Origin of the sequence: Paenibacillus nasutitermitis, from assembly GCF_014641075.1 — a bacterium.
In the GTDB taxonomy this organism is placed as follows: Bacteria; Bacillota; Bacilli; order Paenibacillales; family Paenibacillaceae; genus Paenibacillus_Z; species Paenibacillus_Z nasutitermitis.
Window position 1 is genome coordinate 255240 of the sequence record NZ_BMHP01000005.1, and the last position, 24529, is coordinate 279768.

At 48.2% G+C, this 24529-nt stretch carries 19 protein-coding genes; 5 read left to right on the plus strand and 14 right to left on the minus strand.

From position 1 onward, the window contains the following. Positions 1-81: 81 nt before the first annotated feature. Both IEY46_RS28575 and IEY46_RS28580 read right to left on the minus strand, forming a co-directional pair. Positions 82-4158: a discoidin domain-containing protein gene (locus tag IEY46_RS28575; RefSeq protein WP_188997563.1), complete on the minus strand. Its 4077-nt coding sequence runs from the start codon at positions 4156-4158 to the stop codon at positions 82-84. A gap of 126 nt (positions 4159-4284) precedes the next feature. Continuing rightward, the gene (locus tag IEY46_RS28580) at positions 4285-4752 is read right to left on the minus strand and encodes a TetR family transcriptional regulator (RefSeq protein ID WP_188997565.1); all 468 of its coding nucleotides are present in this window, start codon (positions 4750-4752) and stop codon (positions 4285-4287) included. A 171-nt stretch (positions 4753-4923) separates the two neighbouring features. Here IEY46_RS28580 and IEY46_RS28585 point away from each other — a divergent pair, with 171 nt between their 5' ends. Continuing rightward, positions 4924-5925 (plus strand): NAD-dependent epimerase/dehydratase family protein, encoded by a 1002-nt coding sequence (locus IEY46_RS28585; protein WP_188997567.1) that lies wholly within the window; start codon positions 4924-4926, stop codon positions 5923-5925. Positions 5926-5939: 14 nt separating this feature from the next. Further along, positions 5940-6308, plus strand: coding sequence for an NAD(P)H-binding protein (locus IEY46_RS28590; RefSeq protein ID WP_188997569.1), 369 nt, complete (start codon positions 5940-5942; stop codon positions 6306-6308). A 109-nt stretch (positions 6309-6417) separates the two neighbouring features. Here the strand turns inward: IEY46_RS28590 and IEY46_RS28595 are convergent, their stop codons facing one another. The 7 genes from IEY46_RS28595 to IEY46_RS28625 all read right to left on the minus strand — a co-directional run bounded on the left by IEY46_RS28595 (position 6418) and on the right by IEY46_RS28625 (position 17312). Beyond that, positions 6418-6756, minus strand: a complete 339-nt coding sequence (locus tag IEY46_RS28595; protein ID WP_268239548.1) for a glycoside hydrolase family 32 C-terminal domain-containing protein — start codon at positions 6754-6756, stop codon at positions 6418-6420. Between the two features lie 855 nt (positions 6757-7611). Beyond that, positions 7612-9870, minus strand: a complete 2259-nt coding sequence (locus tag IEY46_RS28600) for a helix-turn-helix domain-containing protein (protein ID WP_188997572.1) — start codon at positions 9868-9870, stop codon at positions 7612-7614. Between the two features lie 156 nt (positions 9871-10026). Then, complete coding sequence (locus IEY46_RS28605; protein WP_188997574.1) at positions 10027-11568, minus strand: extracellular solute-binding protein; 1542 nt, start codon at positions 11566-11568, stop codon at positions 10027-10029. Between the two features lie 65 nt (positions 11569-11633). Beyond that, entirely contained in the window at positions 11634-12506 is an 873-nt protein-coding gene (locus IEY46_RS28610) for a carbohydrate ABC transporter permease (RefSeq protein ID WP_188997575.1), read from the minus strand. Position 12507: 1 nt separating this feature from the next. After that, on the minus strand, positions 12508-13410 hold the full coding sequence (locus IEY46_RS28615; protein ID WP_308422851.1) for an ABC transporter permease: 903 nt from the start codon (positions 13408-13410) through the stop codon (positions 12508-12510). Between the two features lie 313 nt (positions 13411-13723). Then, positions 13724-15736 carry an MGH1-like glycoside hydrolase domain-containing protein gene (locus IEY46_RS28620; protein ID WP_188997578.1) on the minus strand — a complete coding sequence of 671 codons (2013 nt, stop codon included), beginning with the start codon at positions 15734-15736 and terminating at the stop codon, positions 13724-13726. Positions 15737-16022: 286 nt separating this feature from the next. Next, positions 16023-17312, minus strand: coding sequence for a Gfo/Idh/MocA family oxidoreductase (locus tag IEY46_RS28625; protein ID WP_188997580.1), 1290 nt, complete (start codon positions 17310-17312; stop codon positions 16023-16025). 348 nt (positions 17313-17660) lie between these two features. Here IEY46_RS28625 and IEY46_RS37150 point away from each other — a divergent pair, with 348 nt between their 5' ends. Together IEY46_RS37150 and IEY46_RS28635 are read left to right on the plus strand one after the other, a co-directional pair. After that, positions 17661-17972, plus strand: a complete 312-nt coding sequence (locus IEY46_RS37150; protein WP_373288911.1) for a group II intron maturase-specific domain-containing protein — start codon at positions 17661-17663, stop codon at positions 17970-17972. Positions 17973-18275: 303 nt separating this feature from the next. Next, positions 18276-18980, plus strand: a complete 705-nt coding sequence (locus IEY46_RS28635; RefSeq protein WP_188997581.1) for a DUF421 domain-containing protein — start codon at positions 18276-18278, stop codon at positions 18978-18980. A gap of 198 nt (positions 18981-19178) precedes the next feature. On the opposite strand, the gene IEY46_RS28640 is transcribed toward IEY46_RS28635, so the two are convergent. After that, the gene (locus tag IEY46_RS28640; protein WP_188997583.1) at positions 19179-19592 is read right to left on the minus strand and encodes a winged helix-turn-helix transcriptional regulator; all 414 of its coding nucleotides are present in this window, start codon (positions 19590-19592) and stop codon (positions 19179-19181) included. A gap of 112 nt (positions 19593-19704) precedes the next feature. Here IEY46_RS28640 and IEY46_RS28645 point away from each other — a divergent pair, with 112 nt between their 5' ends. After that, on the plus strand, positions 19705-20181 hold the full coding sequence (locus tag IEY46_RS28645; protein ID WP_188997584.1) for an SRPBCC family protein: 477 nt from the start codon (positions 19705-19707) through the stop codon (positions 20179-20181). Positions 20182-20357: 176 nt separating this feature from the next. Here the strand turns inward: IEY46_RS28645 and IEY46_RS28650 are convergent, their stop codons facing one another. Genes IEY46_RS28650 through IEY46_RS28665 form a run of 4 tightly spaced genes read right to left on the minus strand, consistent with a single transcriptional unit; the run spans position 20358 to position 24404 of the window. Beyond that, positions 20358-21257 carry a sensor histidine kinase gene (locus IEY46_RS28650; RefSeq protein ID WP_188997585.1) on the minus strand — a complete coding sequence of 300 codons (900 nt, stop codon included), beginning with the start codon at positions 21255-21257 and terminating at the stop codon, positions 20358-20360. A 21-nt stretch (positions 21258-21278) separates the two neighbouring features. After that, entirely contained in the window at positions 21279-22043 is a 765-nt protein-coding gene (locus tag IEY46_RS28655) for a DUF2705 family protein (protein WP_188997586.1), read from the minus strand. Beyond that, a complete protein-coding gene (locus IEY46_RS28660; protein WP_188997588.1) occupies positions 22036-22959 on the minus strand; it encodes an ABC transporter ATP-binding protein in 924 nt (307 codons plus the stop codon). The genes IEY46_RS28655 and IEY46_RS28660 overlap by 8 nt, the downstream gene beginning before the upstream one ends. Beyond that, positions 22959-24404: a serine hydrolase domain-containing protein gene (locus tag IEY46_RS28665; protein WP_188997590.1), complete on the minus strand. Its 1446-nt coding sequence runs from the start codon at positions 24402-24404 to the stop codon at positions 22959-22961. The genes IEY46_RS28660 and IEY46_RS28665 overlap by 1 nt, the downstream gene beginning before the upstream one ends. Positions 24405-24529 lie beyond the last annotated feature (125 nt).

Below are 24529 nucleotides of genomic sequence, written 5' to 3' on the forward strand. Positions count from 1 at the left end.
CGTGCTAGCCAATATTATAACAGAATAATAGAGAACCTATAGAACTAGGTTCTCTATTATTTAAGTGAGGTTGATCCGGGATTACGGCACCCGTACACCCCCGGTACGATATATTTTAAACTCCTTGATGCCCGGGGTCGCCGAAGCCGCATCGACAAGCAATCTCGCTTTTTTCGTCGTAAACTCCGGTATATCGATTTCTTTGCCGGCGCCTATCGTCGTGCCCTGATAAACATTGAGCCAAGATGAGGACTGATCGTCCCATTTCTGGATACGGAAAGATGTGATGCTGTTTCCTGATTCCGAAAGCACGATTCGATTCACTTTGGTTCCGCCATCGAACTCAGCTTGAAGCCATGCGCCGCTCGTCTCGTTTTTCGCACTCCAGAACGAATCCTCTGTTCCGTCCATCGCCCGCGAAGCTTGAACATCGTATCGGTAAGTGAAATTGTTCGCCGCCGTGCCGATCAAGTAGGTCGTATATCCGATTGGATTGTAGCTATTGGTGGATGCGGAAGCCTTCGCCGACATGGCCAGGTTCTGATCCGCAAACAAACCGAACTCTTTAATGGTAGGTTGAGCGAGCATGGAAATGATCGATAACCTTATTTTCGTCGTTCGGATGTCGGGAAACCGGTTCGTAGCTTGACTGCCAATCGTCGCCCCTGTATAGGCTGATCGCCAGACTTGATTTTCCTCATCCCAATATTGGATCGAATACCCTGTAACGTGATTGCCGGCTTCGGAAATAACGGCTCTGTTTACAGTCGTTTCTCTGGCAAAGCTCACCTCCAACCAAGGCGAAGCATCGTTAACCGCCGCCGTCCAACCCGTAACGGCATTTCCGTCTACCGCATTCTGTGGCAGACCGGTACTTATTGCGGAAGAGGCTTCAACCGTCTGGAATAAGGCATGATTTACGGGTCCGGCCTCAAGCGTTTCACTGCCGCTCGGCTCCAGTACATAAGGCGTATCGGCAAGGGCTGCAATTGTAACGGTACCGTTAACGACAGGAATGCGGTCGACGAACGATTTACCGACCTCCGTTAATTCATATCGATCTACGGCGGTAAAGCCGGTCCAACCGGATGGCATCGTCCACGTTCGTGGATTGCCGGTCTCGCTGTACACATAGATTTTGTTCTCGTTATCCGGCGATGGGATAAATCGTTCTCCGCCAGTAGCGATGAGAACGTTTCCTTGCTTCAAAGTAAATAGACCGGTTGCTTTATCCAATCTGGCAACCAAATCGTTGCCCCAGCGGACTTGGTACTTCGTCGCGTCTTCCACATACTGCTGAGCGCTATATTTACGCAGGGTCGCTTGGATGATATTCAATAAATAATGATCCTTAACGAGAGAATCGGCCATCAGATTGGCCTTCCCGCTTAAGTTGCCGTATCTCCCCCGACTGGATACCATATAACCGAACAACATATCGTAATCTTCGCCTGGATCTCCGTTAATCGCTTCGTCTTCGAGGAAATTGCTTTGCAGAATCGTCACACCTGCATTGATGAAATGATCGATGCGGCTCGTTGTCTTATACTTTTTAAAAGAAAACCCGCCGTTTCTGCGTTTTTCCGGAGCATAAAACTCGGTTGTGGCATACGTTCCATGCAAAGCCCATTGATCGACTTCCTTTTTCATGGCGTACCACTCGTCGTTCGTGGTATACCCGACATCCTCGCTAGTGTGAGGCAGCATCACATCCTGATAGACGATCGTCGGAGACCAGTACGCATTGACGAATTGGTCAATACGCGACAAAGCCGTCCCTTTCACCAAATCCTTGAAGTGGCTGATATACCAATTGTTCCACCCGAAATAATTATTGGAAAGTTTACGATTGCCTACGGAATCTTTAGCTGCAATGTCAGGGATCGTCTGATAGGAATTGCTTAATTCCGATATATCGTCCGCATTGACATGGAAAGATAGATCCGCGTTGTACTTTATCATTTCCCGACGCGCCCAATCCATCTCGGAACGTCCGCCCAAAGCCGGGTTGAGCGGTTGAGACGCCCAGTCGGGCCAGTTCCAGTCATGTCCTCTATATTGCCAGCCTACCGTCTCGTAGCTTTGCCGGGACAACCCGTCCGTCTCGTAGAACAATTTGCGCTGCTGTGCGACCAGAATGGGATAGCTCGTCATCCTCATCGTCTTTTCCGGGATCGGCTGATCATCGAAAGGGAAGGCCAAGTGTGTCTGGCTCCAGTTCCCGCCGTTCTGGTAATGGTCCTCCAAAGCTGCCGGCATCGGCGGCAGTTCTCCTCTGACCCACAGTGCCCCGTCCTGCCAATCCTTGGCTCCATCCCCGTTGCGGTCCCCGGAGATATAGGTCTTGCTTTGAAACCACACGCCCGGCTTGATCGAGTGGAATCGGTAGTTGTATTCGTTATCGTAAATGGCTGCGTATTTGGAAGGTCCCGAACCCGCGATTTGCATTCTGAACGGCGTAATTACCAGGTTGTTATACGCAGCCCCAGCGGCTTCGGAAGTATAAACAAAACTCCACGGACTCGATTCGTTGGCAACGGCGAGCGCGCCTAGAGCGCCGATTTTGTCGGTTCCGCCCCCTTCGCCGGCAATTCCACCGGAATAATAGGCCGCACTAGCCCCGGTCTGGGCTGCTGTTACCTTCATGATCGGAGACGTAATTCTAATAGTTTGCACATTGGGCTCTCCTGCGCCGGTAATCCCCGTGATACTCCTTACCAATGCATTGCCTTCCAACGTAAAGCGATAAGCGAGGTTCACCTGAAAACCCGGGATGTTCACGACATAATCAGCAGAGTCTGGCGTAGAGGAAAAATCGGTTACGGCTGCGACGTAATCCGTGCCGTTGATATTGATGCGCGGGGATGAAAAACCGTCAGCCCCGTACAGCATGGCCCCGCTTGCATTCAATTTGTACGACATCGGCTGCGGAAAATCTTTGTCCAAACTAACGGTAATCGTCCCATTCGTGATGTTTTGCGTTCTCGCAGGTACCGGAATATCCTGCTCGACCACGTTTTTGAAGCTGGCGTTGCCCTCCGACCAGACGACAAAACCGATTTTGCCCGCCCCGGTTGTCGTCAAGCTCGTCAACGTGCCGGAATACACCTGATTGTTGTTCAACCATACCGTGATTTGTTTCCCAATAAACTGGATTTTGACATCATACCAAGTACTGCCGTTTAACGGCGGCGTCGTGAAGAACACGTCCGGCTGAGAGCCCGATGCATCGCGGATTCGCCAATGGCCCGCGCTATCCGAATATTCGTAGCCGACCCACATGTAGCTGCTTTCAGACGTATATCTGAAAATTCCTCCGGCGTTGCCGATTCCCGGAAGGAGACTAAAGGAATACGTGCCATCATTCACGTTGTAAGAATTCATATCGACCATATGGATGTCTTTGTTTACCGGCGCGGCGATATTCATCTTCCCTCCGCTTACGGACACGGTCCCCGGAGCTATGCCTACGGTTGTGTTGGTCCAACCTCCCATGCTGTTGTTCGCAAAGCTCTGCGTGTATTGAAGCGAGTTCGTATCTTGCTCGACCACGTTTTTGAAGCTGGCGTTGCCCTCCGACCAGACGACAAAACCGATTTTGCCCGCCCCGGTTGTCGTCAAGCTCGTCAACGTGCCGGAATACACCTGATTGTTGTTCAACCATACCGTGATTTGTTTGCCAATAAACTGGATTTTGACATCATACCAGGTACTGCCGTTTAACGGCGGCGTCGTGAAGAACACGTCCGGCTGAGAACCCGATGCATCTCGGATTCGCCAATGGCCCGTGCTATCCGAATATTCGTAGCCGACCCACATGTAGCTGCTTTCAGACGTATATCTGAAAATTCCTCCTGCGTTGCCGTTTCCCGGAAGGAGACTAAAGGAATACGTGCCATCATTCACATTGTAAGAATTCATATCGACCACATGGATGTCTTTGTTTACCGGCGCAGCGATATTCATCTTCCCTCCGCTTACGGATACCGTTCCCGGAGCTATGCCTGTGGTTGTATTGGTCCAACCACCCATGCTGTTGTCGTCAAAATTATGCGTGTAGGTCGCTGCGAATACAGGTACCGGAACCGCGGTCATCGCTAATCCGAGTACCAGCGCTATGAGTGTAAGCGTTTTCCATTTCCTGATTGCGAGGCTCATTCCCTATCATCCTCCTTAGATTGTTCTGCTGATAACTATAAAAGAAAAATAGCTATACCGACATTTACAAAGATGAAAAAAAACTGTACGATTTTGACTTTTTGTGGCGTCCGGCAGGATTGGCAGCTATTGGTGAAACCGCGCCGAATTTCCAGTCGATAAAAAAAAGCTGCTATCTTGAAATGGCAAGCTATTAAGAAAGGACGCAACCCAAGTTCCTTGGATGCGTCCTAAAAATTGAATTCTCTTATGCCGTCTTATTCTCGAAGAGGATGACCATTTTTTGCTGCCTAAATATTCAACAGAAGTATTAAGCTGCTCCGATACAAAGCGCACAGGAACGAAAGTGCTGTTATTTCTCAGTACTAAAGGAGCGTCGGACATCATTTTTTCACCGGATTTAAAGTAGTCTGCACAACTATCAACAAACAATTTGAATATTTCGTCTTTCGAAGAGAAGTATTTATACATTGTCGCCTTACTAATATCCATATGCCTTGCAATATCATCCATATTGAGCTGGCTGAATCGGTTCTTTCTAAAAACAGGCTTTATTTTCTCGAAGTATTTGTATTTAATTTGAGCCTTCTCCATCTTTCCAGCCTCCCCTATTAACCATTCTATCGTAGCTCACATTTCCATTTAAGTAAACTTTATTTAACAAAACGAACAAAGTAAACTAATTTAGTATTTATAGTTTACTTTGTTCGTTTTTTATTGTATATTTGGGACATACCAATAACTTACAATAAGGGGAGAGGTAAGATGCGTGTTTTTGTAACTGGAGGTACAGGATTACTGGGCAGTAATTTAGTTCAGCTTCTAGTGGATAATGGTCATCAGGTCAAGACACTTTCTCGATCGGCAAAAAAAGCTGAAACGTTACTTGGCGGATTGAATGTTGAAGTTATTACGGGGGATATGATTGACATTGAACCATGGGCGCATTATCTGAAGGATTGCGATGTTCTCTTTCATACGGCCGCCTATTTTCGCGAAACGTTCCGCAGAGGAGATCACTGGACCCCTTTAAAGAAAATAAACGTGACCCAGACTGTTCGGTTATTTGAATATGCAGAGAAATACGGCGTAGAGAAAATTGTCCATACCAGTACGAACGCGACGGTTCGTAAACGTGAGGACGGAATGCCTAGCGATGAAAGCGACCGGATGAATCCGGATGAAGCACTTAATTTATATGGGAAAAGCAAAGTCATCGGTGACCAGGAAATTGATAAATTCTCACAGGAGCATCGAACACCAGTCGTTACTATTTTACCCGCATGGATGTTCGGACCCGGCGACTCAGCACCAACCGGCAGCGGCCAGTTGGTATTGAATTTTCTCGCCAGGAAGTTACCAGGGTCCTTCCCATCCGGCATAGATGTCGTGGACGCCCGGGATGTCGCGCTTGCGATGATTAAAGCAGCCGAATCCTCTATAGGCAACGAACGGTATATAATATCTGGTCACTATACGAACTTAGAAGAATTGTTCATCGTTCTTCAGAAAGTTTCCGGAATTCAAGGGCCATCCAAAAAATTCCCGATCCCCATGGTCTACCTGTCTACATGGATAAAGGAACGAATAGCAGCTTTGCAAAATAAAGAAACGGATCTGTCACTAGAGGAGCTTCGTGTCATGACAGAAATGAAGCAAACAAGCGGAGCAAAGGCAATCCGTGATCTGCAGATTACCTTAAGACCGCTTGAAGATACTATGCGGGATACGGTGGACTGGTTTAGAGCCAATGGCATGAATGGATAATGGAGAGACATGGTATGAAACTTGTCGTATTTGGTGCAAGCGGCAGAACTGGCCGACATATTGTTGACCTAGCAATACAAAATGGGCACATCGTAACTGGATTTGTCCGATCTCGCAGCAGCCTCCCTCTAAGCCATCCAAACCTTGTTGTCGTTGAAGGCGATATCCTTCATTCGGAACTTCAACTAAGGGATGAACAGGAGGATGAAGGTAGTAACGATTTTCGCCTGGAAGGGTGCGGCTGCATCGTCGTTCTCGAAGCGGGAGACGACGTCCGCGACCTTGGCAACGCCGGCAGCTCGCTCGGACAAACCGAGCGAGCCTGCCAACTGCTCGCTCGTCCACATTTTTTGAACTGGCCCGAACTTTCGCCAAACACATGAACAATGAAGGGAATTTCGAGCTTGCTGGGAAGCTATCTTCAGCTGGAAAATCATCGAGCTCCTATTAAACGGAATCAACCACAACTATCGAGGGACTTCGGCCCCCAGACTACAGCCCGCCGCTCTCCAACTTCCACACGTCGAGCCGAAGCAGTTTCGCGGTTCCGCTCCGTGCGTACAGATCCAGCCCCGTGTTGTCCAGATGCGGATAGATCCGGTTGGAAGCTGCGACGCGACCATCGTTGCCAAACACTTCAATCGAGGAACGATCGACGAAAAGGTGCAGCTTCACCGTGCCATCGGCCGCCGGTTTCAATACGCATCTGCTAATGCCGGTTACGCCGCCGCCGGATTTGTCCCGATTAATGCTCAACTCATTTTCTTCCGAATTGTAGATGACCAGCGTCTCCTCCTTGTGCTCCTCCGACGCTCGCACTTGCAGAACCACTTCCGCAGGGTTCTCAAATCGAAAACCGCGATAATCTCCACACTGTCACCGTGCACATGTCCTAGCAGGCGTCCCGTTGAATCGGTTGTAATGTCGCATTCGCCGTACCCGATATGACTATGGGACTCTGTGCGGCATATAAAAAAATGCATCGTTCGTGGAGTTTACTGCATCAACCGATAATAACCGTTCAACCACTTCATCATCAATCCAATCCAAAGCCAGAAACAAATGATTACGGTTAGCTGTATCTCGCACCGGCCTATCTCCCCAATCATATAATCGCACTCAGAACGAACGAGATGCGCTCTCCTGGAACGCCGGAATAAAATCGATCTGAGAGTAAATGACGGAAGGAAGATGGATCGATGAGATGGCGAACGAGTAATCCAGCTCCGAGATCTTAAAGAGATGCGCGGCCCTGATATGGACTGTTTGCGAATTTCGCAAATAAGACGTTAGCTGAAATTATTGCAATATATATCAAAGGAGCTAATTTGAGATGACCTGGAAAGAAATTTATCAAGAGATTTTAACAATCAAAAAGATTAATAAGTACGTTTGGTTTCGTGGTCACTGTGATGTTAAATATGAGTTGAAATCTTCATTATTTAGGAAGAAATTAGAGTCTGTTGAAGGTTAACAGGTATATTAAGAATGTATACAATTGACTTTAAATATAAACAGGAAGATTTCTTAGAGCTATCTGGTGTGAATCCGCTAACCATCTTTCCAGATTTAGAGGGACTAGCCGAACATCTCTCCTACATTCGCATGCTGAAGTCTCCACAATCGATTCAGTTCCATACAATCTCTCTCCCCGTAATTTTTCCGTTGTACTTGTGCGATTTCGACTTACTTGTTTAAATAATTCTCCCTATATTGCCCGGGCGTACAGCCTTCCAGCTTGCGGAAATACCGAATGAAGTTCGCCGGTGTATTGTATTTCAGTTTCTTCGCGATTTCACCTATTTTCATGTCCGTTTCAATCAACCACTTTTTCGCCATTCTCATCCTTTGTTCCGACAAGTAATCGCTGAAATTAATGCCGGTTTCCTTGCGGAACACTTTGGTCAAATAGTTGGGACTGTAGTTCATGCGCCGTGCGCATACTTCCAACGTCAGATCGGTGTCAAATTCGGTTTCAATCATACGGATGATCTCGCTCGATATACTTTGATACTGCTTATCGCGCCGCTGTTCCAGATGCTGTACCAGTGGCAAAATGACCGTTTTTTCGAAAAACAGTTCCACTTGTCCTGCAGTGTTTAAGCTAAACAGTTGATTAAACAAATCCGATTCGGACGTGTACAATGTGTCGGGATTCACTCCGGTGTCTTTGATCGTTTGCAGGATTTGAAGGAGCAGACGAACAAAAGACATAAAATAGGCCTCATATGTCCTTTCGTCAGCGGCAATGGCGGTTATCAGTTGCGACAACAGCTGTGCCGTTTGGTCCCGGTCCGCCAGTTTGAGTGCGTCAAGAAACTGCTGCTCGAGCGCATCAGGGTAATGCTGCGGAACACTATGCTCCGGTTGCACTTCCTCAATAAACAGAATCGATTCCTCGCCGAGCTTCATTCGATATTTCAACGCGGTCAAAGCTTCCATGTAAGCTTCGCGAATACTCTTTAAATCGGTGAAAACGCGGCTGAAGCCGATACTAATCTTGAGTTCCAAATAGCGGTTGATCATGCTCATAATGTCTTGCGCCAGCAAGTCCAAATATGTTTTAAACGGCTGCTCGCCCGATACGGCTCGGCCCAGCAATGTCACTTGCGAATCGCCCATCACGACAGGAAGCAGCCGGCATTCAGCGGCGACCAGTTCAGAGACGATGTTATTCAAGGCAAACATGAGCAAATCCCGGTCCTGCTCCTCGAATCGCGTACCTTTAAGTGTATCGATCTGAATCGCCATCACGCACATGTCACTCCAGTCAAGCGGATGAACGAACATCGCCAGCTTGTCTGAAATTTCGGCACGAGACATATCGCTCTGAAACAGCTTGAAAACAAAGTATTCCTTCATCTGAAGAGATTGACCTTTCATTTCTTGTAAAAGGCGACCCTCCCTCTGCAGAAGACCATGAAAACGGTCGTTCATAAATTCGAATTCATTTGCGGTCTCTGCCCCCCCGACGACTCCGGATGCGTCCCGCATCACGTCATATAAGCGACGAATGGGTCTATACATTTTTTTGGAACCCAGATAGGAAATAAACAGGGCAATCAGTAAAATGCCTACACATATTAACAAAGTAACCCAACCAATATCCTGCGTTTCTTTGTTCAATTCATCGATCGATACGACGGACAAATATACCCAGGAGTTGTAAGACGACAAGCGGTAACTGACGCCGACCCTTTCGTTGTCCAAATGCGCGCTATAAAAACCTTGTTCTTCTGAGCCGTTTGCCAGTTGGCCTCGGAATGGCAGCTCGTCATACCGTTTGCCTAGAGAGGTATCATCGTTGCCGGCGAAAACGTACTTCGACTCGTCCATGATCAGAACATGGCCAAGCTTCGTCTCGCTTCCGATTAGCTTATTGATCTCATAAAGCGGAATGGTCATAACAAGCAGTCCGGTCGGATGTGCGGAAAAGGTCGGAATTTTTTTGACTAACTGCATCCCGGAAGGAGCGGAGGACCAGAACGACGTTCTCGGATCCTCCACCCATTTGCCGTAATCCTTCACGTCGTTTGCGGAGAGAGCCGACAATCCGGTCTCGCTGACCGACCAGTTGCCTGTCAGACTGACCAACTGGGTGCTCATGGCTACAAGTTGACTGCTCTGCAGTTTACTCATGGCATTCAGAAGGTCGCGTACCTTGTCCACGCCGCTTGCGTCGCTTTGCAGGTTTTCCCGCAAAGTGCTGATGACAAGTGGCTGGTTCATATATTGAATGGCCGAATAGTCGACCAATCGCAGCAGTTGCTCGATTTGCGATTCCGTTTGCTGCAGGAGTTGCAGGTTGCTTTCGTACACTTTTGCCTGCAGCGTGTGGGAAGCTGTGTAATACGAATACGCGCCCAATACGATAACCGGGAACGTTCCGAGCAGCAAACTGAACCAGATAAGCTTTGACAGAAATGTCGACGCATATTTTTTCATGGATTAAGCCTCCGCGAACTTTGTCTAATGCACGGTCCATACATGGCCGTACGCAACTTCTTCGCAAACTGCGCGAAGAATAACGGTTTAAAGCGCCTTCCGTCCGGAAAATTCCGGCGGGAAGGCGCCTAAGAAGGAATGCGGTTGAATGAACTGTTATTTGCTCTGAACTTTATTGTACTCCTGCGTGAACTCATCAATCATTTTATCGCCGCCTTGCTTACGCCACTCATCTGTCGCTTTGGTAAACTCGGCCTCATCGATGGTACCCATAATGAATTTAATGCTGGCATCGTAAATGATGGTGTCCAGATCGGTTCCTCTCTCTGCCTGAGTCGGCGATAGGAATGGTTCGGTTACATCCGTCACTGCATTCGGGGCTTGATCTTTATACATTTGCTTTACTTTTTTCATTACATCGTTTTCTGTCGGCCATGTCAAATCCGATGGCGCAATACGAAGCTGACCCAGATCGGCCACTTGGTTGCTATACAATTCTTGATTCGAAATGACAGGATTTCCGTTTTCAACCTTATGATGCACGCCTTCTACACCGAAATCGAACAATTTCTCTACATCCAGGTTCAATACCTTGTCAAAATAGGACAAGATGTTTTTCAGATCCGCTTCCGTCTTCACACTCGATTTTGGGAACATAAACTGGCCGTAGTAGCCTGAGTTAGCAGGCAGTTTAACGCCATTCGGTCCTTCAAGTCCAGCCACGAAGTCAATTTTGGCTTCAGGGATCAGCTTGTACAGGGAAGTAAATTGCGAATTAGCGTCATCGATGCTTCCATTGACCATTCCCGCCTTGCCTTGGTTGATGAAGTCGCGCACCTTGGTTCCTTTAATTGCACCAAAGTCCTTGTTGACCAGCTTCTCATCGTACATTTTCTTAAGCAGTTTGAGTGCTTCCGTGTATTCCGGGGTCATGAAATATGGCGTCACTTTCCCGTCCTTAATCCCAAACTTGTTAAAACCTCCAAGCGCCGTAACGAGGTCAATCATTGTATCATTAACCAAGCCGTCGGAAGATAAAGCCAAGCCGAACGTATCGTCTTTGCCGTTCTTGTCAGGGTCATTCAAAGTAAAGGCTTTTGCGATATTATAAATATCATCGACTGTCTTGGGCTGTTGCAGACCAAGATTGTCCAGCCAATCCTGACGGAATAGGAAACCTTTACGCGCTACCGGGCGTTCACGGTAAATGCCGTAGATTTTACCGTCTACGGAAACGTTATTGGCGATCGGGTCTTTCCAGTACTTTTGCAGATTCGGGTAATCTTTAACGTAAGGCCCGACTTCCCAAAAGGCGCCGGAACGAATCGCGTTAATAACGGCGGAGTTTTTGGTGTTGGTCACAACGAGGGCTTGCGGCAAATTACCGGAGGCTAGCGTCACATTCACCTTGTCATCGTATGCCGAGCCCGGAACGAAAGCAACATCCAGTTGGGCGCCGGTCAGGTCTTCCAGTGCTTTGAACGCAGGATTGGAGCTGTCTGTCGCCGGAGGTTGAGCGGCAAAAAAAGGAACCATGATGCTGAATTTTACATTTTGCTCCGGTAGACTGCTGTTGCTTGCCTGTTCGTTTTTATCCGAATTTCCTCCGCAAGCGGTTAATGATGCGATGGCAATGGCCGTTGCAATTCCTGCCGCCCCCGCCTTTCTCCAATTGTAAAGCTTCTTTCTCTTCTCCATCGAGAACCCTCCATAAACTGAAATTTATAAAATGACAGCCTGCCTGTATCATATCATGGACAGATCTATCCTTTTACCGAACCAAGTAAAACGCCTTTAGTAAAATGCTTCTGGAGAAACGGATATAGCAACAGAACGGGCACGGCAGCAACTACAATAACCGCATATTTGATACTGTCCGGAGGTACGACGACTTCCGATAAAGCGTTGGCGTCGGAAAATCCGCCGGCGGAGAGAAGCACAATCTGCTGGAGCCACACTTGAATGGGCCACAGGCTGGACTTGTTAATGTACAAGACGGCTGTAAAATACGAGTTCCAATAATAAACGGCGTAAAAAAGAGCAAAGGTTGCCATCGCCGGAAGCGACAATGGAACAACGATTTTATATAGAATCCGAAGATCGTTGCAGCCGTCTATTTTTGCCGATTCCTCCAAGCTCTCTGGAAGTTGCTGAAAAAAATTGCGGAGCAAGATCAAATTGAACGCGCTAATCGCGGAAGGAAGCCATAACGACCAGTACGTATCCAACAATCCCATGCTCTTTACGACAAGATAGGTTGGGATCATGCCGCCGTTAAACAGCATCGTGAAAACGATCAGCATCAACAGTTTGCTGCGTCCTCGAAGTGTTTTTTTGGAAAGCGGATACGCCATCAATGTCGTCAGCACCAGATTTATAACGGTACCAACGACAGTAATGAAGATGGAATTCAACAAACTTCGGTATATGATGGGAGAGGCAAAAATGTATTGATATGCATCCCAGGATATTCGCGTCGGAAATAGCACGATCTTTTTGGTAAGCAGCTCTTCCGAACTGACCAGCGATCCTGATATGACGTATATAAAAGGCAGGATGGTTACAAGTCCGACGATTATAAGCAATGTATGGTTCGTGGCGTCGAACACTTTGCTTCCGATTGAACGCTCCTTCATGCTAATATACCCCTTCCTCTCCGACTTTTTTGGCCAACGCATTCGCAGAGATGACGAGGATCAGACTGACCACCGATTTAAACACTCCAACCGCGGTACTGTAGCTGAACTGAGCGTTTTTAAGCCCCGTGGTGTAGACATACGTATCGAAAACATCGCCAACAACGCGATTACCCGAATTCAACATGAGGAAAATTTGCTCGAAGCCCGTATCCAAAAAGCTACCGAGTCGCAAAATAAGCAAAAGAATGATCGTCGTCCGGATGGCGGGAAAAGTGACGTGCCAAAGCTGGTGCCAGCGACCCGCTCCATCCATACGAGCCGCCTCGTACAGTTGCTGATCAACGCCTGCAAGCGCGGCTAGGAAGATGATTGTTCCCCACCCCGTTTCCTTCCAGATCGCCTGCGACGTAATGATCGTGCGGAACCATTCCGTACTGAGCAGGAAATTAATCTTGTCTGACCCCAGCGACGCGAGCGCCTCGTTGACTATGCCGCCTTCTGTCGTCAACATCGTATAGGTCAAGCCCGCCACTACGACCCAAGATATGAAATGAGGAATATAAATGACGGTCTGAACGAAACGTTTGAAAACTTGTTTCCGCACTTCATTAAGCATAAGCGAAAGAATGATCGGCAGAGGAAAGAAAAAGAGCAGGTTGTACACCGCGAGCAACAAAGTATTTTTAAACAGCTGCCAAAATGTCGGATCCATGAAGAAACGGTGAAAATGCTTAAAGCCTACCCAATGACTATGCAAAATGCCCGCAAATGGTTGATAATCCTGGAAAGCGATTACAACGCCTAACATAGGCAAGTACTTAAATAAGATAAAGAACAAGACACCGGGCAGTAACATCAGATACAGCAGTTGTTCTCTCTTGATATCTGATACAAGCTGCATGAAATAACTTCGTCTTTTTGATTCCAACTTTGGGAGGCGTCGCCCCTCTCCAGCACGAGCCGCGATTCGATCCATCTCTCCATCTCACCTTCCTGTTCCTATAGCCAAATTGTAGGGGCCGGCTGACGTTTCAGTCGATATTCATTTCATTGCCAAGTTGATGATTTGCACTGAATTAGCCGGTTTTCGCCAGCGAACGGAATCATTTCCTGTCACGTTCTAATCAATTTCTTCAAGGTGTATCCGTACTTTTTGAGGAGAGAAAAGCCGTGTACCTCTTTAAAACTTTATGGGTTCACGGCTTCCTGATCGACTAGAGGATGCAGCGCTTGGGCAGCCCTTCGTGAATGATCATGCCATCGCAGATGATTTTGCAAAATCCCGGCTGCATATGAACATCGATCATACGGCCTCGATACGGGTATCCCGTAATGGACACATTTCCTTCGAGCGGGGGTTGCGGCTCCACGGTCAATGTCCCGTCAGCGCCTGGCTTCAAACCGGCCATACCGAATAGTATGGCTTCAGCACCGGACAATCCCGCGATGACGTTGGCTCGTTTGTGAGCAGGGACTGCCGGGCGGTCGCAATAGTGCTCCTGAGGAAAATACGGTAAATGACGCCCCATCCACAAAAGTCGCTTCAATACATCCCACGCCAAGCCGGCTTCTCCGATTTCCCACAACGTCAGTGCCAGTATGGTGGCTTCTCCCGTATAACTGCCTCCTCCCGACCAATCGGGATCATTGAGCTCGTAATGTACCGTGTCTTCGGCGGAAATACTACTAACGCCGTATGGGGCGAGGAAGGCTCCCTCCCGCAAGTGAGAGAGCAAGGCTGTCTTCATCGATTTGGTGCAAACGCCCATTCGAAGTGTATCATAGGCCTGGATCGTGTATACTCTTTCTAAATGACCATCCGGGTATCGACAGACGAACCACCCTGCCTCCTCGTCCCACAACTGATCTCGAATTGCACGACGAATTTGTTCCGCTTTATTACGCCAAGCCACAGCTTCCCCGTTGTTCAGACGCTCGGCAAAATCGGCGAGACGATCAAAGCACCAGGCCCGCTCGGCATTCGGGCTGGAGATGACGTGCTCATGCGCAGCGCTGCGCATTTCAAGCAAGTTGTGCTGCTGGCCATAATCGAGCAACTCGCCCCAGGCAGGCAGTCTATCCTCATCGCTCAGGAGCAGCTTCCTCATCTTGCCGTACAGCTCCAAGCCTTCCCCGTGCTGCTCGACGTTGCTCCAGATCAAATTGAAGAAAGACCATAAGCTGTATGCGTACGGAACGTCTTTTCCTACCCCGCTCGGCGAGAATCGCGAATGCTCTTCTATTCCGCTGTTGGCCATAAGCTTCGCCAGTTCCATTATGCTATCGCTGCCGATCATTAGCGAGAGCAGTCGGCCTGCATACCCGCCAGTGTCCCAGGGATAGCAGCAGATGCCTGCTCCTTCAATGCCCGATACGACCGGGAAAGGCTGCATGGCAAATCCGGGGTGCTCCCAGAGACATATCAGGCCGCTGACAAGAGAACGCAAATAATAATCCTTCAGACCGGGAATATCGCTATCCAGCCGCGGCACCGATGCGCAGAGGCGATCAATTCGGTCTTGCCAAGCAGACTCTGTCCACTTCTCCCAAGCCGCCAAACTCTGTGGAGTCATCGTTGCTTCTCCGCTGCGTGTCAGCACGACACCCACTCGGAATTCCGCTTCTTCCCCCGATCCCAACAAGGTCGGCTCCTGTCCTTCTTGATATAACGTCATCCGCACTTTTTCGTTTTCCCATACGCCTTCCCGGATCAGGTGCGCAACCTCACCTGGTGCCGGATGACCGTAATCCCAATCGTCCAACGGTTGAAGATTCAGCCGCCCCGGGGTCAACTCGGGCAAAACGGAAACCTCAATACTCCGCTCCGTACGATTCGTGATTTTTATGGATACAAAGAATCCAGCCTGATCCGACAGCGGCACGAGCCGGCTGCTGACAAATAAAGAAATGAGCCGATCCTCGTGAAAATAATGATACGTCCCGCTCCGCGCGATGCGATCCGGCCGCCACTCTGCACCTGCGAACAACAGTCCGCAGTCCCCTTTGCCCAAATTGCCAGTGTCGCTTACCTGATGCCCGTCCGCTTCAATGTTCAGCAACAGCTGTACGTCTCGCGCCGCGAAAGGCGGGGAAAACAAACCTTTTACGCCTGCTACTGTATTCGTCAGCGGAGCGACCGTGCTATAACCACTTCCGACCCAGATATGATTGGACGGCGCCAGACTCGCCCGCAAATCGAACGCAAAATCGTTTAATTGATAACTCATTGTCTATCCATCCTTTGTCACGTTTATCGTCAGATGATTGCAGTGAGATCATAAGCATCACTGTCAGAAATGCTTAGCGAATCTCGCCTCTTCTATAATGTAAGGATCAAGGCCATTCAGGTCGATAATCATGAAATGGGGAATAGATGATGTACCTATTCAATTTCTAGTTGATTGAACGTTTGCAATCATCTTCGTATGCGGAGTATTCATTTTCTATTTAGGAGGACCCATCCTCTAAGACAATAAAGATCCGGTGACCACTCATACCTTCCCACCCTGCTTACTAGAATTTCACCAATTCATTTACTTGAACTGGAAGGCCTGTGCGGATAGAGCGATTCGCCGCGATGCCCGTTAGTATTGAACGTGCTCCGTCAACGTGGTTTGCCGCCCGATGAAACGGATCTTCGACCGGCGTACCAAAAATATCGTTTAACATAACGGTATCGCCGCCACCGTGTCCGCCGATTCCTTCTTCGGCTTCCACTTGATACGGAGCGCCGAACATGGGGTGAACGACGATCTTCTGTCCAAGCAGAGCTCCTTCATCGGATTTTTCCCCGCCTGCATTCACGTATGACTGTTCAACGATCTCCATTTCCAATCGTCCCTTGCTGCCGTTAAAGGCGATACGGTAGCCTTCCCATGGCAGATAGGCATTCAAGGAGTAAGTCAGGATGGCATTGTTTTTGTAACGGACCATGACCCCCATCGTATCTTCGATATTAATGCCGTCGCCGAAGACGCTCTGATCCCGGAGATAGCCGTCCTCATGCTCCGCATCCCAGTAAAGTGCCTTATGCTGTTCGTTTTGGTCCATATGCAACGCGAATGGGTCGTCCTTGGCCAGAGGATTGCCGGTTGCCCGGTCATAAAACTTAGTGACGCCGCGGCGTTCAGCATTTTCTTTGCCGTAAAATCGCAGATCGCCAAACGCGAAAACCGTCTCAGGCTGGGAATCGATCCAGAAATTGACCAGGTCGAAGTGATGAGTCGATTTATGAACCAACAGCCCTCCGCTGTTGCGCTTATCCCGATGCCAACGGCGGAAATAATCAGCCCCGTGCCGGGTGTTCAGCAGCCATTCGAAATGGACGGAAAATACTTCGCCGATCACCCCGTTCGCAATCAATTCTTTAGCTTTCGTATGATGCGGCGCATATCGGTAGTTGAAGGTCACACGCATATTACGCCCGGTACGCTTGACTGCATCGAGAATTTCCTGACACTTCTTCTCGTCGACCGTCATTGGTTTTTCCGTCACAACATCGCAGCCTAACTCCATCGCGCGAATAATATAATGATGATGCGTACGATCAATGCTGGTCACGATGACGGCATCCGGCTTTTCCACAGCGATCATTTCTTCGAACTGTTCGGTCTTATAAGTGTTAGCAGCCTGATAATCGTACTTTTCCGTCAGCAATTTATTCGCATAATCCATTCGCGTCTGATTAACGTCGCAAAACGCAGTCAACTCCGACGTTTCCCGATAATCAGTAGCAATCGCGGCAAAAAACAGCTCCGCTCTACCGCCGGTTCCCACTTGGACAAAACGTTTTTTTCTGCTCATTCCTCTTCATCCTTTATGTGCAATTTGGTGTGAAACTAGATCGCTAACATTCCTATATGCAGTGACCTCTGCCGCTCATAAACAATCGTAATGATTAATGAGGATTCAGGTCGATATTCATCATATGGTTTCCTGCACATTTCCGGACGGAAATAATCATTTTCTGAATGGGATACTCATGTTGTGATGCACACTTCAGCTGGCGGCTGCCATTATGAATGTCGGGGATTTCTCGAAGATAGGCTGAAGCTCACGTTAAATATGGAAGAGACACATATTACGCATGTAAACGATGGTTTTAACTTCCTAGGCCATCGGATTATTCGCGAACGGGGAGCCCGGGGACGAATGCGCCCTATCTCATCCATACCATGGGAGAAATACCGCCGCATTACCGAGAAACTAGTCAAACAACTGTCAGGCAACTACGGTATGAACAAAATGGACTTGGTTGAAAGCCTTAACCGGCAACTTGTAGGATGGGCAAGTTTTTACCAATATACCGACCACACAGCGACGATATACAGCAAAGTAGATCGCACGGTATTTTGGAAACTCGGATACTGGATGGCACGAAAATACAAACGTGGATTCCGATCGTTAATGCGAGGATATGTCCGATCACCTGAGAAGGGCAAGGCTAAAATCTGGGTTCTATGAGGTCAAAATAGTCAGGGATTCTATGGAGAACTGGCGCTCAGACGGCTAATAACCAGTAGAAAACGTAGGTTCACCTGGCGGAATCCAGACGAAAACCCATACATTCTGCGTTCTGAGTCGACAATTATTTTAATCTAAGGTACTTCGCGCCGTCTATAAAGGCAAATCTAAGGCCATTCTTATGATGTGACCTTTTCTTTGCAGCCCGTAATGTTAAAGAGTTATAACACCGACTCCAACCGTTAATAGTGTGTTATCGAGCCGTACGACAGTTCCCAGAAATAAAAAGAAGGAGTCTGCCCATTGCAAGCATACGTGGAAGTTATATTTCGAACGATCGCCGCTTTTATCCTCCTCATGATCACGTCGAGAATTCTCGGCAAGCAGACGATATCCAATATGACCTTCCATGACTTCGTGAGCGGCATTACGCTGGGCGCTATTGCGGCGAATTTGGCGTTTAATGATAAGCTCAACCATTGGCTCATCGTCGTATCGCTGCTGATATTCTTCGGCATCTCTTTCCTCGTGTCCAAGATCGCGATCAAAAACCGGGCATGGAACCGGTTGGTATCCGGCACTCCAACCGTCGTTATCGAGAATGGCAAAGTTCTCGAGGACAACATGCGAAAAATCCGTTACACGTTGGACTCCCTGGCCCAATCTTTGCGCGAAAAAGATATTTTTAATATGGAGGAGGTCGAGTACGCTTGCTTGGAGGATCACGGGAAGCTGTCCGTCAAGAAGAAAAGCGAGTATGAGTGGGTGACGCGCAAGGATCTGAAGCTACACGCCGCGGCCGTCCAGTCATTTCCTGTCGAGCTGATTATGGACGGCATAATCATGGAAGATAATCTCGCTCACAACGGGCTGACCGCCCAATGGCTGGAGCAGGTACTGCGGCAGCGGGGCAAGTCCGTATCCGATGTGTTTTATGCCGTGAGAGGTACGCAAAATCAGTTGTATTTTGACTACTATCGGGACCGCATTGACACACCTATCGATTAGCCCCGTTTGGGTACGGTTCCCCGCGCTCTCTGTAACGGCAAGTTTTTGAAATAAAACAAAGGCACTCATTAGAGTGCCCCCGGGCTAAAATCCACTGTTTTCAGTTTGTGTTGACCGATCGCTTCGAGACCGATATCAATACTTTCTCCCTATGCATCTATTTTCATGGCTTAAGAACGCAGGAATTGCGACGCGATTTTATGATGTAATATCGTCGAAATTCTGCAAAAGGCGCAGCTCCAGCCCTTTTTCGTTTGTTGTTAGTTCTTGCATGATCGGAATAGTCATATCGGTATTGGGGTTGTATTTCAAGCCCCAGTTCATAATGGCAAAAACGACCGGAAACAGGTCCAGTGCCTTTTGTGTTGGCCGGTACATGGTTTGTGCGCGGTTTGAATCTCCTTCTATCTTGACGAGCAGGCCTGCTTCAACGAGCGATTGGAGCCGTGCGCTCAAAATATTAGTTGAGATGTGCTCGCGTGAAGCAAGAAACTCTCGGTAATACCGCTTGTTATGAATAAGGACATCACGAAGTATGACTAGGCTCCAGGAATCACCCCATATGTCGAGCGCATATACGATTGGACAAACTGTGGAAGATCGCTTTTTCATGAGAATGATTATACAATTTGTGTTTGCGTTTTGCAAATACGCACTTGTGTTTTGCAAGTACGAATTATATACTCGGTGTGTAGTCAACAATTAACGAGGGGAGATAACTTGTATGGATCAAAATTACAGCACTTCATTTACGGTAGACCAAAGCCCCGAAGAAGTCTTCGCCGCCATCACTAACGTCCGCGGGTGGTGGTCTGAAGAAATTGAGGGCAAGACCAACGAACTCGGTGAATTTAAGTACCACCACCAAGACATTCACCGCTGCACCATAGAAATCACTGAACTTGTTCCAGGCAAAAAGGTTGTTTGGCACATTGCAGACAACTACTTTAGCTTCGTAAAGCACAAGAGCGAGTGGACGGATACCGACATTGTCTTCGAAATCACCAAGAAGGACGACGGCAAAACAGAAGTTCGATTTACGCACGTAGGCCTCGTTCCCACGTATGAGTGCTACCCCGTCTGTACGGACTCCTGGGGCATCTACATAAGCGGCAGCCTTCGCGACTTGATCACTAAAGGTAAGGGCCAGCCCAACCAAGCCGAGCGAATTGTAGACAAATACGGCATAGCGAACTCTTAGAAACCCCCTGCCATAAACCGAAGCTCGGCGCTTGGCAATCGAGGCTTTGCCAAGAGATTACGCTGCCTCTTCTGAAAGCGTCGAGCAAAGTATTAGCAATAGCCAACGCAGACTCCTACTCAAAGTTTTTCGCCGTCACTTATGATACGGTTCACCGCATCACTCAAACAGCGATTTCAAATTCGCTTCCACTCGCATCTCATCTCCACGTACCCGTCATGGAGCTTTGCAGTCAATCGCCCGTTCATCTTTAACATGAGACTATGGGCAATAGATAAACCCAAGCCTGTTCTACGAGTTGATCTTGACCGGTCCGCTGTGTAGAAGCGATCAAACAGTCTGTCTATGTCTTGCTCGCTTAAGTTGTCTGCTTCATTCTTGAAGATGAGCACAATATTCCCCTCATCCCCCTTCAAGCTAATCTCTACCTTTCCTGTCGCATGCCGGAGCACATTGCTGATTAGATTTTCGATTACACGTTTGACAGCTGACGGATCCACGTTGGCAATCAACCGTTCATCCGTTATTTGCAGGTCGGGTTCCAGGTCCCGCTCGTCAAATTGGTCATAAAATCCGGTCAGTACTTCCCATAACAATGGATTGATTTGCACCGCTTCAAGCTTAAGTTGATAATCCGTAGATTGCACGAGAGACAACTCGAAGAAATCCTGGAGCAACGTATGTAATCGATCGGCTGTGGAGCGGATACTAGACATATATTCCTGTCGTTTCTCGTCCGTGACAGAACGGACTGCCAATAATTTGGTATACCCGATAATAGCCGTTAGCGGCGTTCTCAAATCATGGGACATATTAGCGATCGCTTGTCTCAATTCGCGATCGCTGCGTATTCGGTCCCTATTCGACTGGACCGTCAGGTCCATTAATTGATTGATATTTCCGGCAAGCTCCTCGATATCCTTATCCACCAACGCAATATCGACTTTCTTCCCGCTCAAGCCTTGATGGAAGCGTTCGACCTGGATCGATAAGCGTCTCATTTCCTTCTTGATCATGACAAGGCGAAGGAGAGAAACAACCATAAGCAGAACCGCAGCGATCGCTATATAGACCATTTCCCTCCCCCTTCACTATCTTTATTTAATCTCTTTTCTCTTAAACACCAGATTCCCGCAGAACACCAGAATTAGAATGGTGCCCACTCCAACCCCTAAAGACTGGATAACATCGGTATAGGTCATCCTGATCCGGAAGGAATCGATAAGATGATGGAAGATCGAATAGCGATACAACGTTTCCAGAATTCCCGGCAACGGTCTCAGAACTTCTGCTACGGAAATTAATAATGCGATTACGACGGAGATAATAATGGTTTTTCCGCTATCCTCGACTAGCAGCGCGATCAGCATCAATAAGGCAACGAGGGCCATCATATGAATGAGGAACAAGCAAAGCGCTCTTGCCAAATAGCCCAATGCCGACGGGTCTGTCATTGCGCCAAATCCGAACAATAGCTTCCCGCCAATGGTTACAAGGAGCGGACATACCAGAGCTAGAATACTTGAACCGAGTGCAAGTATAAGCAGCTTGGCTGCAAAAATATGACTTCTGCGATTCCCGCTCATGACGATGTTCTTGACGACACCTATCGTAAAGTCATTTGCAACAAAAAATCCGGTAAGTGTACTCAAGTATAGCATGAAGTAGAACGGGGTTGTAGCAAGTGCAAGCGAAGAGAACATCTCCAGACCCGCGTCCATAAATATGTTATTCATCTTCCACCATTCGATGGTGATTAGATAGTGCAGGAGGGCAAAAACAACCGTTACGATGATGGTCAGTGTCCAGAACATTTTATTTTTTCCGAGTTTGAACAGCTCCATGCGTAACAAATTAATCATGAGATCCGCCCCCAACCCGTTTGGTAAAATAGCTTTCCAAGTCATCCCCGCCTGGCGCAAAATATTCAATCACCAGGCCGCTGCTTGTCAAAGCCATAGATACCCTTCTGACATCGTGATAGAGGCTGTAAAGCTTGATTGTGCCATCCTGCAGAACTTCATAATCCCGGGTGCCCAGTTCCATATCAAGAACAGTTGCGGCTTTGCTTGCATCATCGACTCGGATACGAAGATGCTGCTTGCACTTCTCATTTAATTGTTCATAAGTAATTTGTTCCAGCAGTCTGCCTCTATGGATGATGCCGTACTTCGTTGCCATCTGATGAAGCTCGCTCAAGATATGGCTGGAGATCAGAATCGTTAATCCCAACTCGCGATTCAGCTTCTTGACCATCTCTCTAAGCTCTACGATGCCCCCAGGGTCAAGGCCATTCGTCGGTTCGTCGAGAATGAGCAGCTCCGGGTCGCCCAGCAAGGCGATTGCCAAGCCCAGACGCTGCTTCATGCCGAGTGAGAAGTTCCTTGCCTTCTTCTTCCCGGTATCCTGAAGTCCGACGAGGGCAAGCGTCTTTGAGATGCATGCCTTGCCCGGGATGCCCCGGAGCAATCGATGGACTTCAAGATTATCATAAGCCGTCATATCGGGATATAATGTCGGACTTTCAATGATCGCCCCTACGCGCTTCCGGGCTTCGATCAGCCCTGCCTCGCTGCTTTCTCCGAACAAGCGGACAGATCCGCTTGTTGGGCGGGCCAGTGCCGTCACGATACGCAGCAGCGTACTTTTCCCTGCCCCGTTTTGCCCGATAAATCCGTATATATCTCCCTTTTCCACCACCAAGTTCACATGATCCAGAGCGGTCTGTTCCTTGTACTTCTTCGTCAAATCGATGGTTGCCAGAACAGCCGGTTCCACTAGGTTCTGCCCCCTTTTAGCCGGTAATACACCCTCATCCCTGTAAGGCATGCCGCACATAAGAAGACTATCGCTAACAGGATCGCCAAAGCCGGCCATAGGCGAAAAACATCCAGGGTCGTCGTACTATTATTCTGCAATTCCGGAACAATAAACATTAACCATCCTATCCCTGCAATAAGAATCAATTGAGGGATTAACCGCAGATAGTATCGCAAAGCTGAATGATGTTGGCGTCGGTCAGACCACTTTTTACTGCGCAGGATCCCCCTGATTCCCAAGCTTATATATAACAAGGTAAGAAAACCAAGCGAGTAATCAATTATTGTAGGGACCGAAGCCTTCATTGCAGGTGCTTGTCCCTCGGTCAGCTGTATAATCCCTGAGCTCATCTCATATGCATGCTCGAAGGTAGTTGTGAAGCTATTAAGCATTACTGCTACTGCATAACCGCTGCTTGGTAGGATGCTTTGTTGACCTTGATAGCTTGATAATGCTCCACTATGCTGTATTCGTTGCGGCTTAATATCCGAAGAACTAAACGACCAGCCCAGACCGTAATGTTCACTTCCAGGCTGCGGGGAATACGATTCATCCAGTAAGGATGAAGACAATAATCGTTCTCCTGATGCGCTTACCCCGTCATTGGTGTGCATAGAGAGCCATTTTCCCATATCCGCAGCCGTAGTAACAATCCCGCCTGCACCGGTGAACATTTGCTCCAACTCAGATATTGGGATTGCCGTTCCGTAGGCCGTGACATACCCGCGAGGTAACCCTGGAATCGCATCGCCAGAATTCACAGGCGAGAGGGAGTCGTTCATGCCGAGCGGAGCGAACACCTTCGTGTCCAGATATGTGGCGAACTTCATGCCGCTTACGTTCTCTACCAGCCATGCTAAGATCCAATAGTTCGCATTGCTATAGGAATGTCGTTCCCCGGGATTGGATTGAAGCTTCCACGAGTGAATACGCTTGACGCCTTCCTCCAAAGTATCCGCCTTAGGCACAATGGTTGGAGTGGAAATCCCGGAAGTGTGGCTGAGCAGATGGCGTATCGTTACTTGCCCAAATCTGTCGTCATCCATCGTTAGCTCAGGTAAATACCGGATGACCGGATCATCCAGCTTGACTGCTCCTTCATCGATAAGCTGCAGCACTGCAAATGCGGTAAATGGTTTGGATACAGAACCAATTCGCAGTAATGAGTTTTCTGTAAGGGGGTTTCCTTCGGAATCATGCCCATAGCCTTGCGCTTGGATAACTTCGCCATCCTTAACGATGACAATCGAAGCACCCGGCAGTCCATTCCGTTTCAAATAACGTTCAACATAGTTGTCGATCGCGGCCTTGTCGAGTACAGGCGCAGCATGGGTTGATGGAGGAAGGTATAGAAACGGGGCCAAGAGCGCTATCGTTATGACGACCATTAAAAACTTTTTCATTGCACATTCTCCTTTTCGATCTGATGTTCTTCATTCTAATCATCAGATCCTAATAGAAGATTAACCGAAATCTTAAAAAATCATTAATCATCCTCTCAATCGGTAACCCATCCCCCAAATGGTCT

What these genes read in the sequence shown, in the direction of transcription:
- IEY46_RS28665 (WP_188997590.1), bottom strand. Translation starts at nt 24,404, where the DNA reads ATGAAAAAGTTTTTAATGGTCGTCATAACGATAGCGCTCTTGGCCCCG.
- IEY46_RS28620 (WP_188997578.1), bottom strand. Translation starts at nt 15,736, where the DNA reads ATGAGTTATCAATTAAACGATTTTGCGTTCGATTTGCGGGCGAGTCTG.
- IEY46_RS28600 (WP_188997572.1), bottom strand. Translation starts at nt 9,870, where the DNA reads ATGAAAAAATATGCGTCGACATTTCTGTCAAAGCTTATCTGGTTCAGT.
- IEY46_RS28610 (WP_188997575.1), bottom strand. Translation starts at nt 12,506, where the DNA reads ATGAAGGAGCGTTCAATCGGAAGCAAAGTGTTCGACGCCACGAACCAT.
- IEY46_RS28625 (WP_188997580.1), bottom strand. Translation starts at nt 17,312, where the DNA reads ATGAGCAGAAAAAAACGTTTTGTCCAAGTGGGAACCGGCGGTAGAGCG.
- IEY46_RS28575 (WP_188997563.1), bottom strand. Translation starts at nt 4,158, where the DNA reads ATGAGCCTCGCAATCAGGAAATGGAAAACGCTTACACTCATAGCGCTG.
- IEY46_RS37150 (WP_373288911.1), top strand. Translation starts at nt 17,661, where the DNA reads ATGCGCCCTATCTCATCCATACCATGGGAGAAATACCGCCGCATTACC.
- IEY46_RS28590 (WP_188997569.1), top strand. Translation starts at nt 5,940, where the DNA reads ATGAAACTTGTCGTATTTGGTGCAAGCGGCAGAACTGGCCGACATATT.
- IEY46_RS28605 (WP_188997574.1), bottom strand. Translation starts at nt 11,568, where the DNA reads ATGGAGAAGAGAAAGAAGCTTTACAATTGGAGAAAGGCGGGGGCGGCA.
- IEY46_RS28585 (WP_188997567.1), top strand. Translation starts at nt 4,924, where the DNA reads ATGCGTGTTTTTGTAACTGGAGGTACAGGATTACTGGGCAGTAATTTA.
- IEY46_RS28650 (WP_188997585.1), bottom strand. Translation starts at nt 21,257, where the DNA reads ATGGTCTATATAGCGATCGCTGCGGTTCTGCTTATGGTTGTTTCTCTC.
- IEY46_RS28645 (WP_188997584.1), top strand. Translation starts at nt 19,705, where the DNA reads ATGGATCAAAATTACAGCACTTCATTTACGGTAGACCAAAGCCCCGAA.
- IEY46_RS28640 (WP_188997583.1), bottom strand. Translation starts at nt 19,592, where the DNA reads ATGAAAAAGCGATCTTCCACAGTTTGTCCAATCGTATATGCGCTCGAC.
- IEY46_RS28580 (WP_188997565.1), bottom strand. Translation starts at nt 4,752, where the DNA reads ATGGAGAAGGCTCAAATTAAATACAAATACTTCGAGAAAATAAAGCCT.
- IEY46_RS28655 (WP_188997586.1), bottom strand. Translation starts at nt 22,043, where the DNA reads ATGATTAATTTGTTACGCATGGAGCTGTTCAAACTCGGAAAAAATAAA.
- IEY46_RS28615 (WP_308422851.1), bottom strand. Translation starts at nt 13,410, where the DNA reads ATGCAGCTTGTATCAGATATCAAGAGAGAACAACTGCTGTATCTGATG.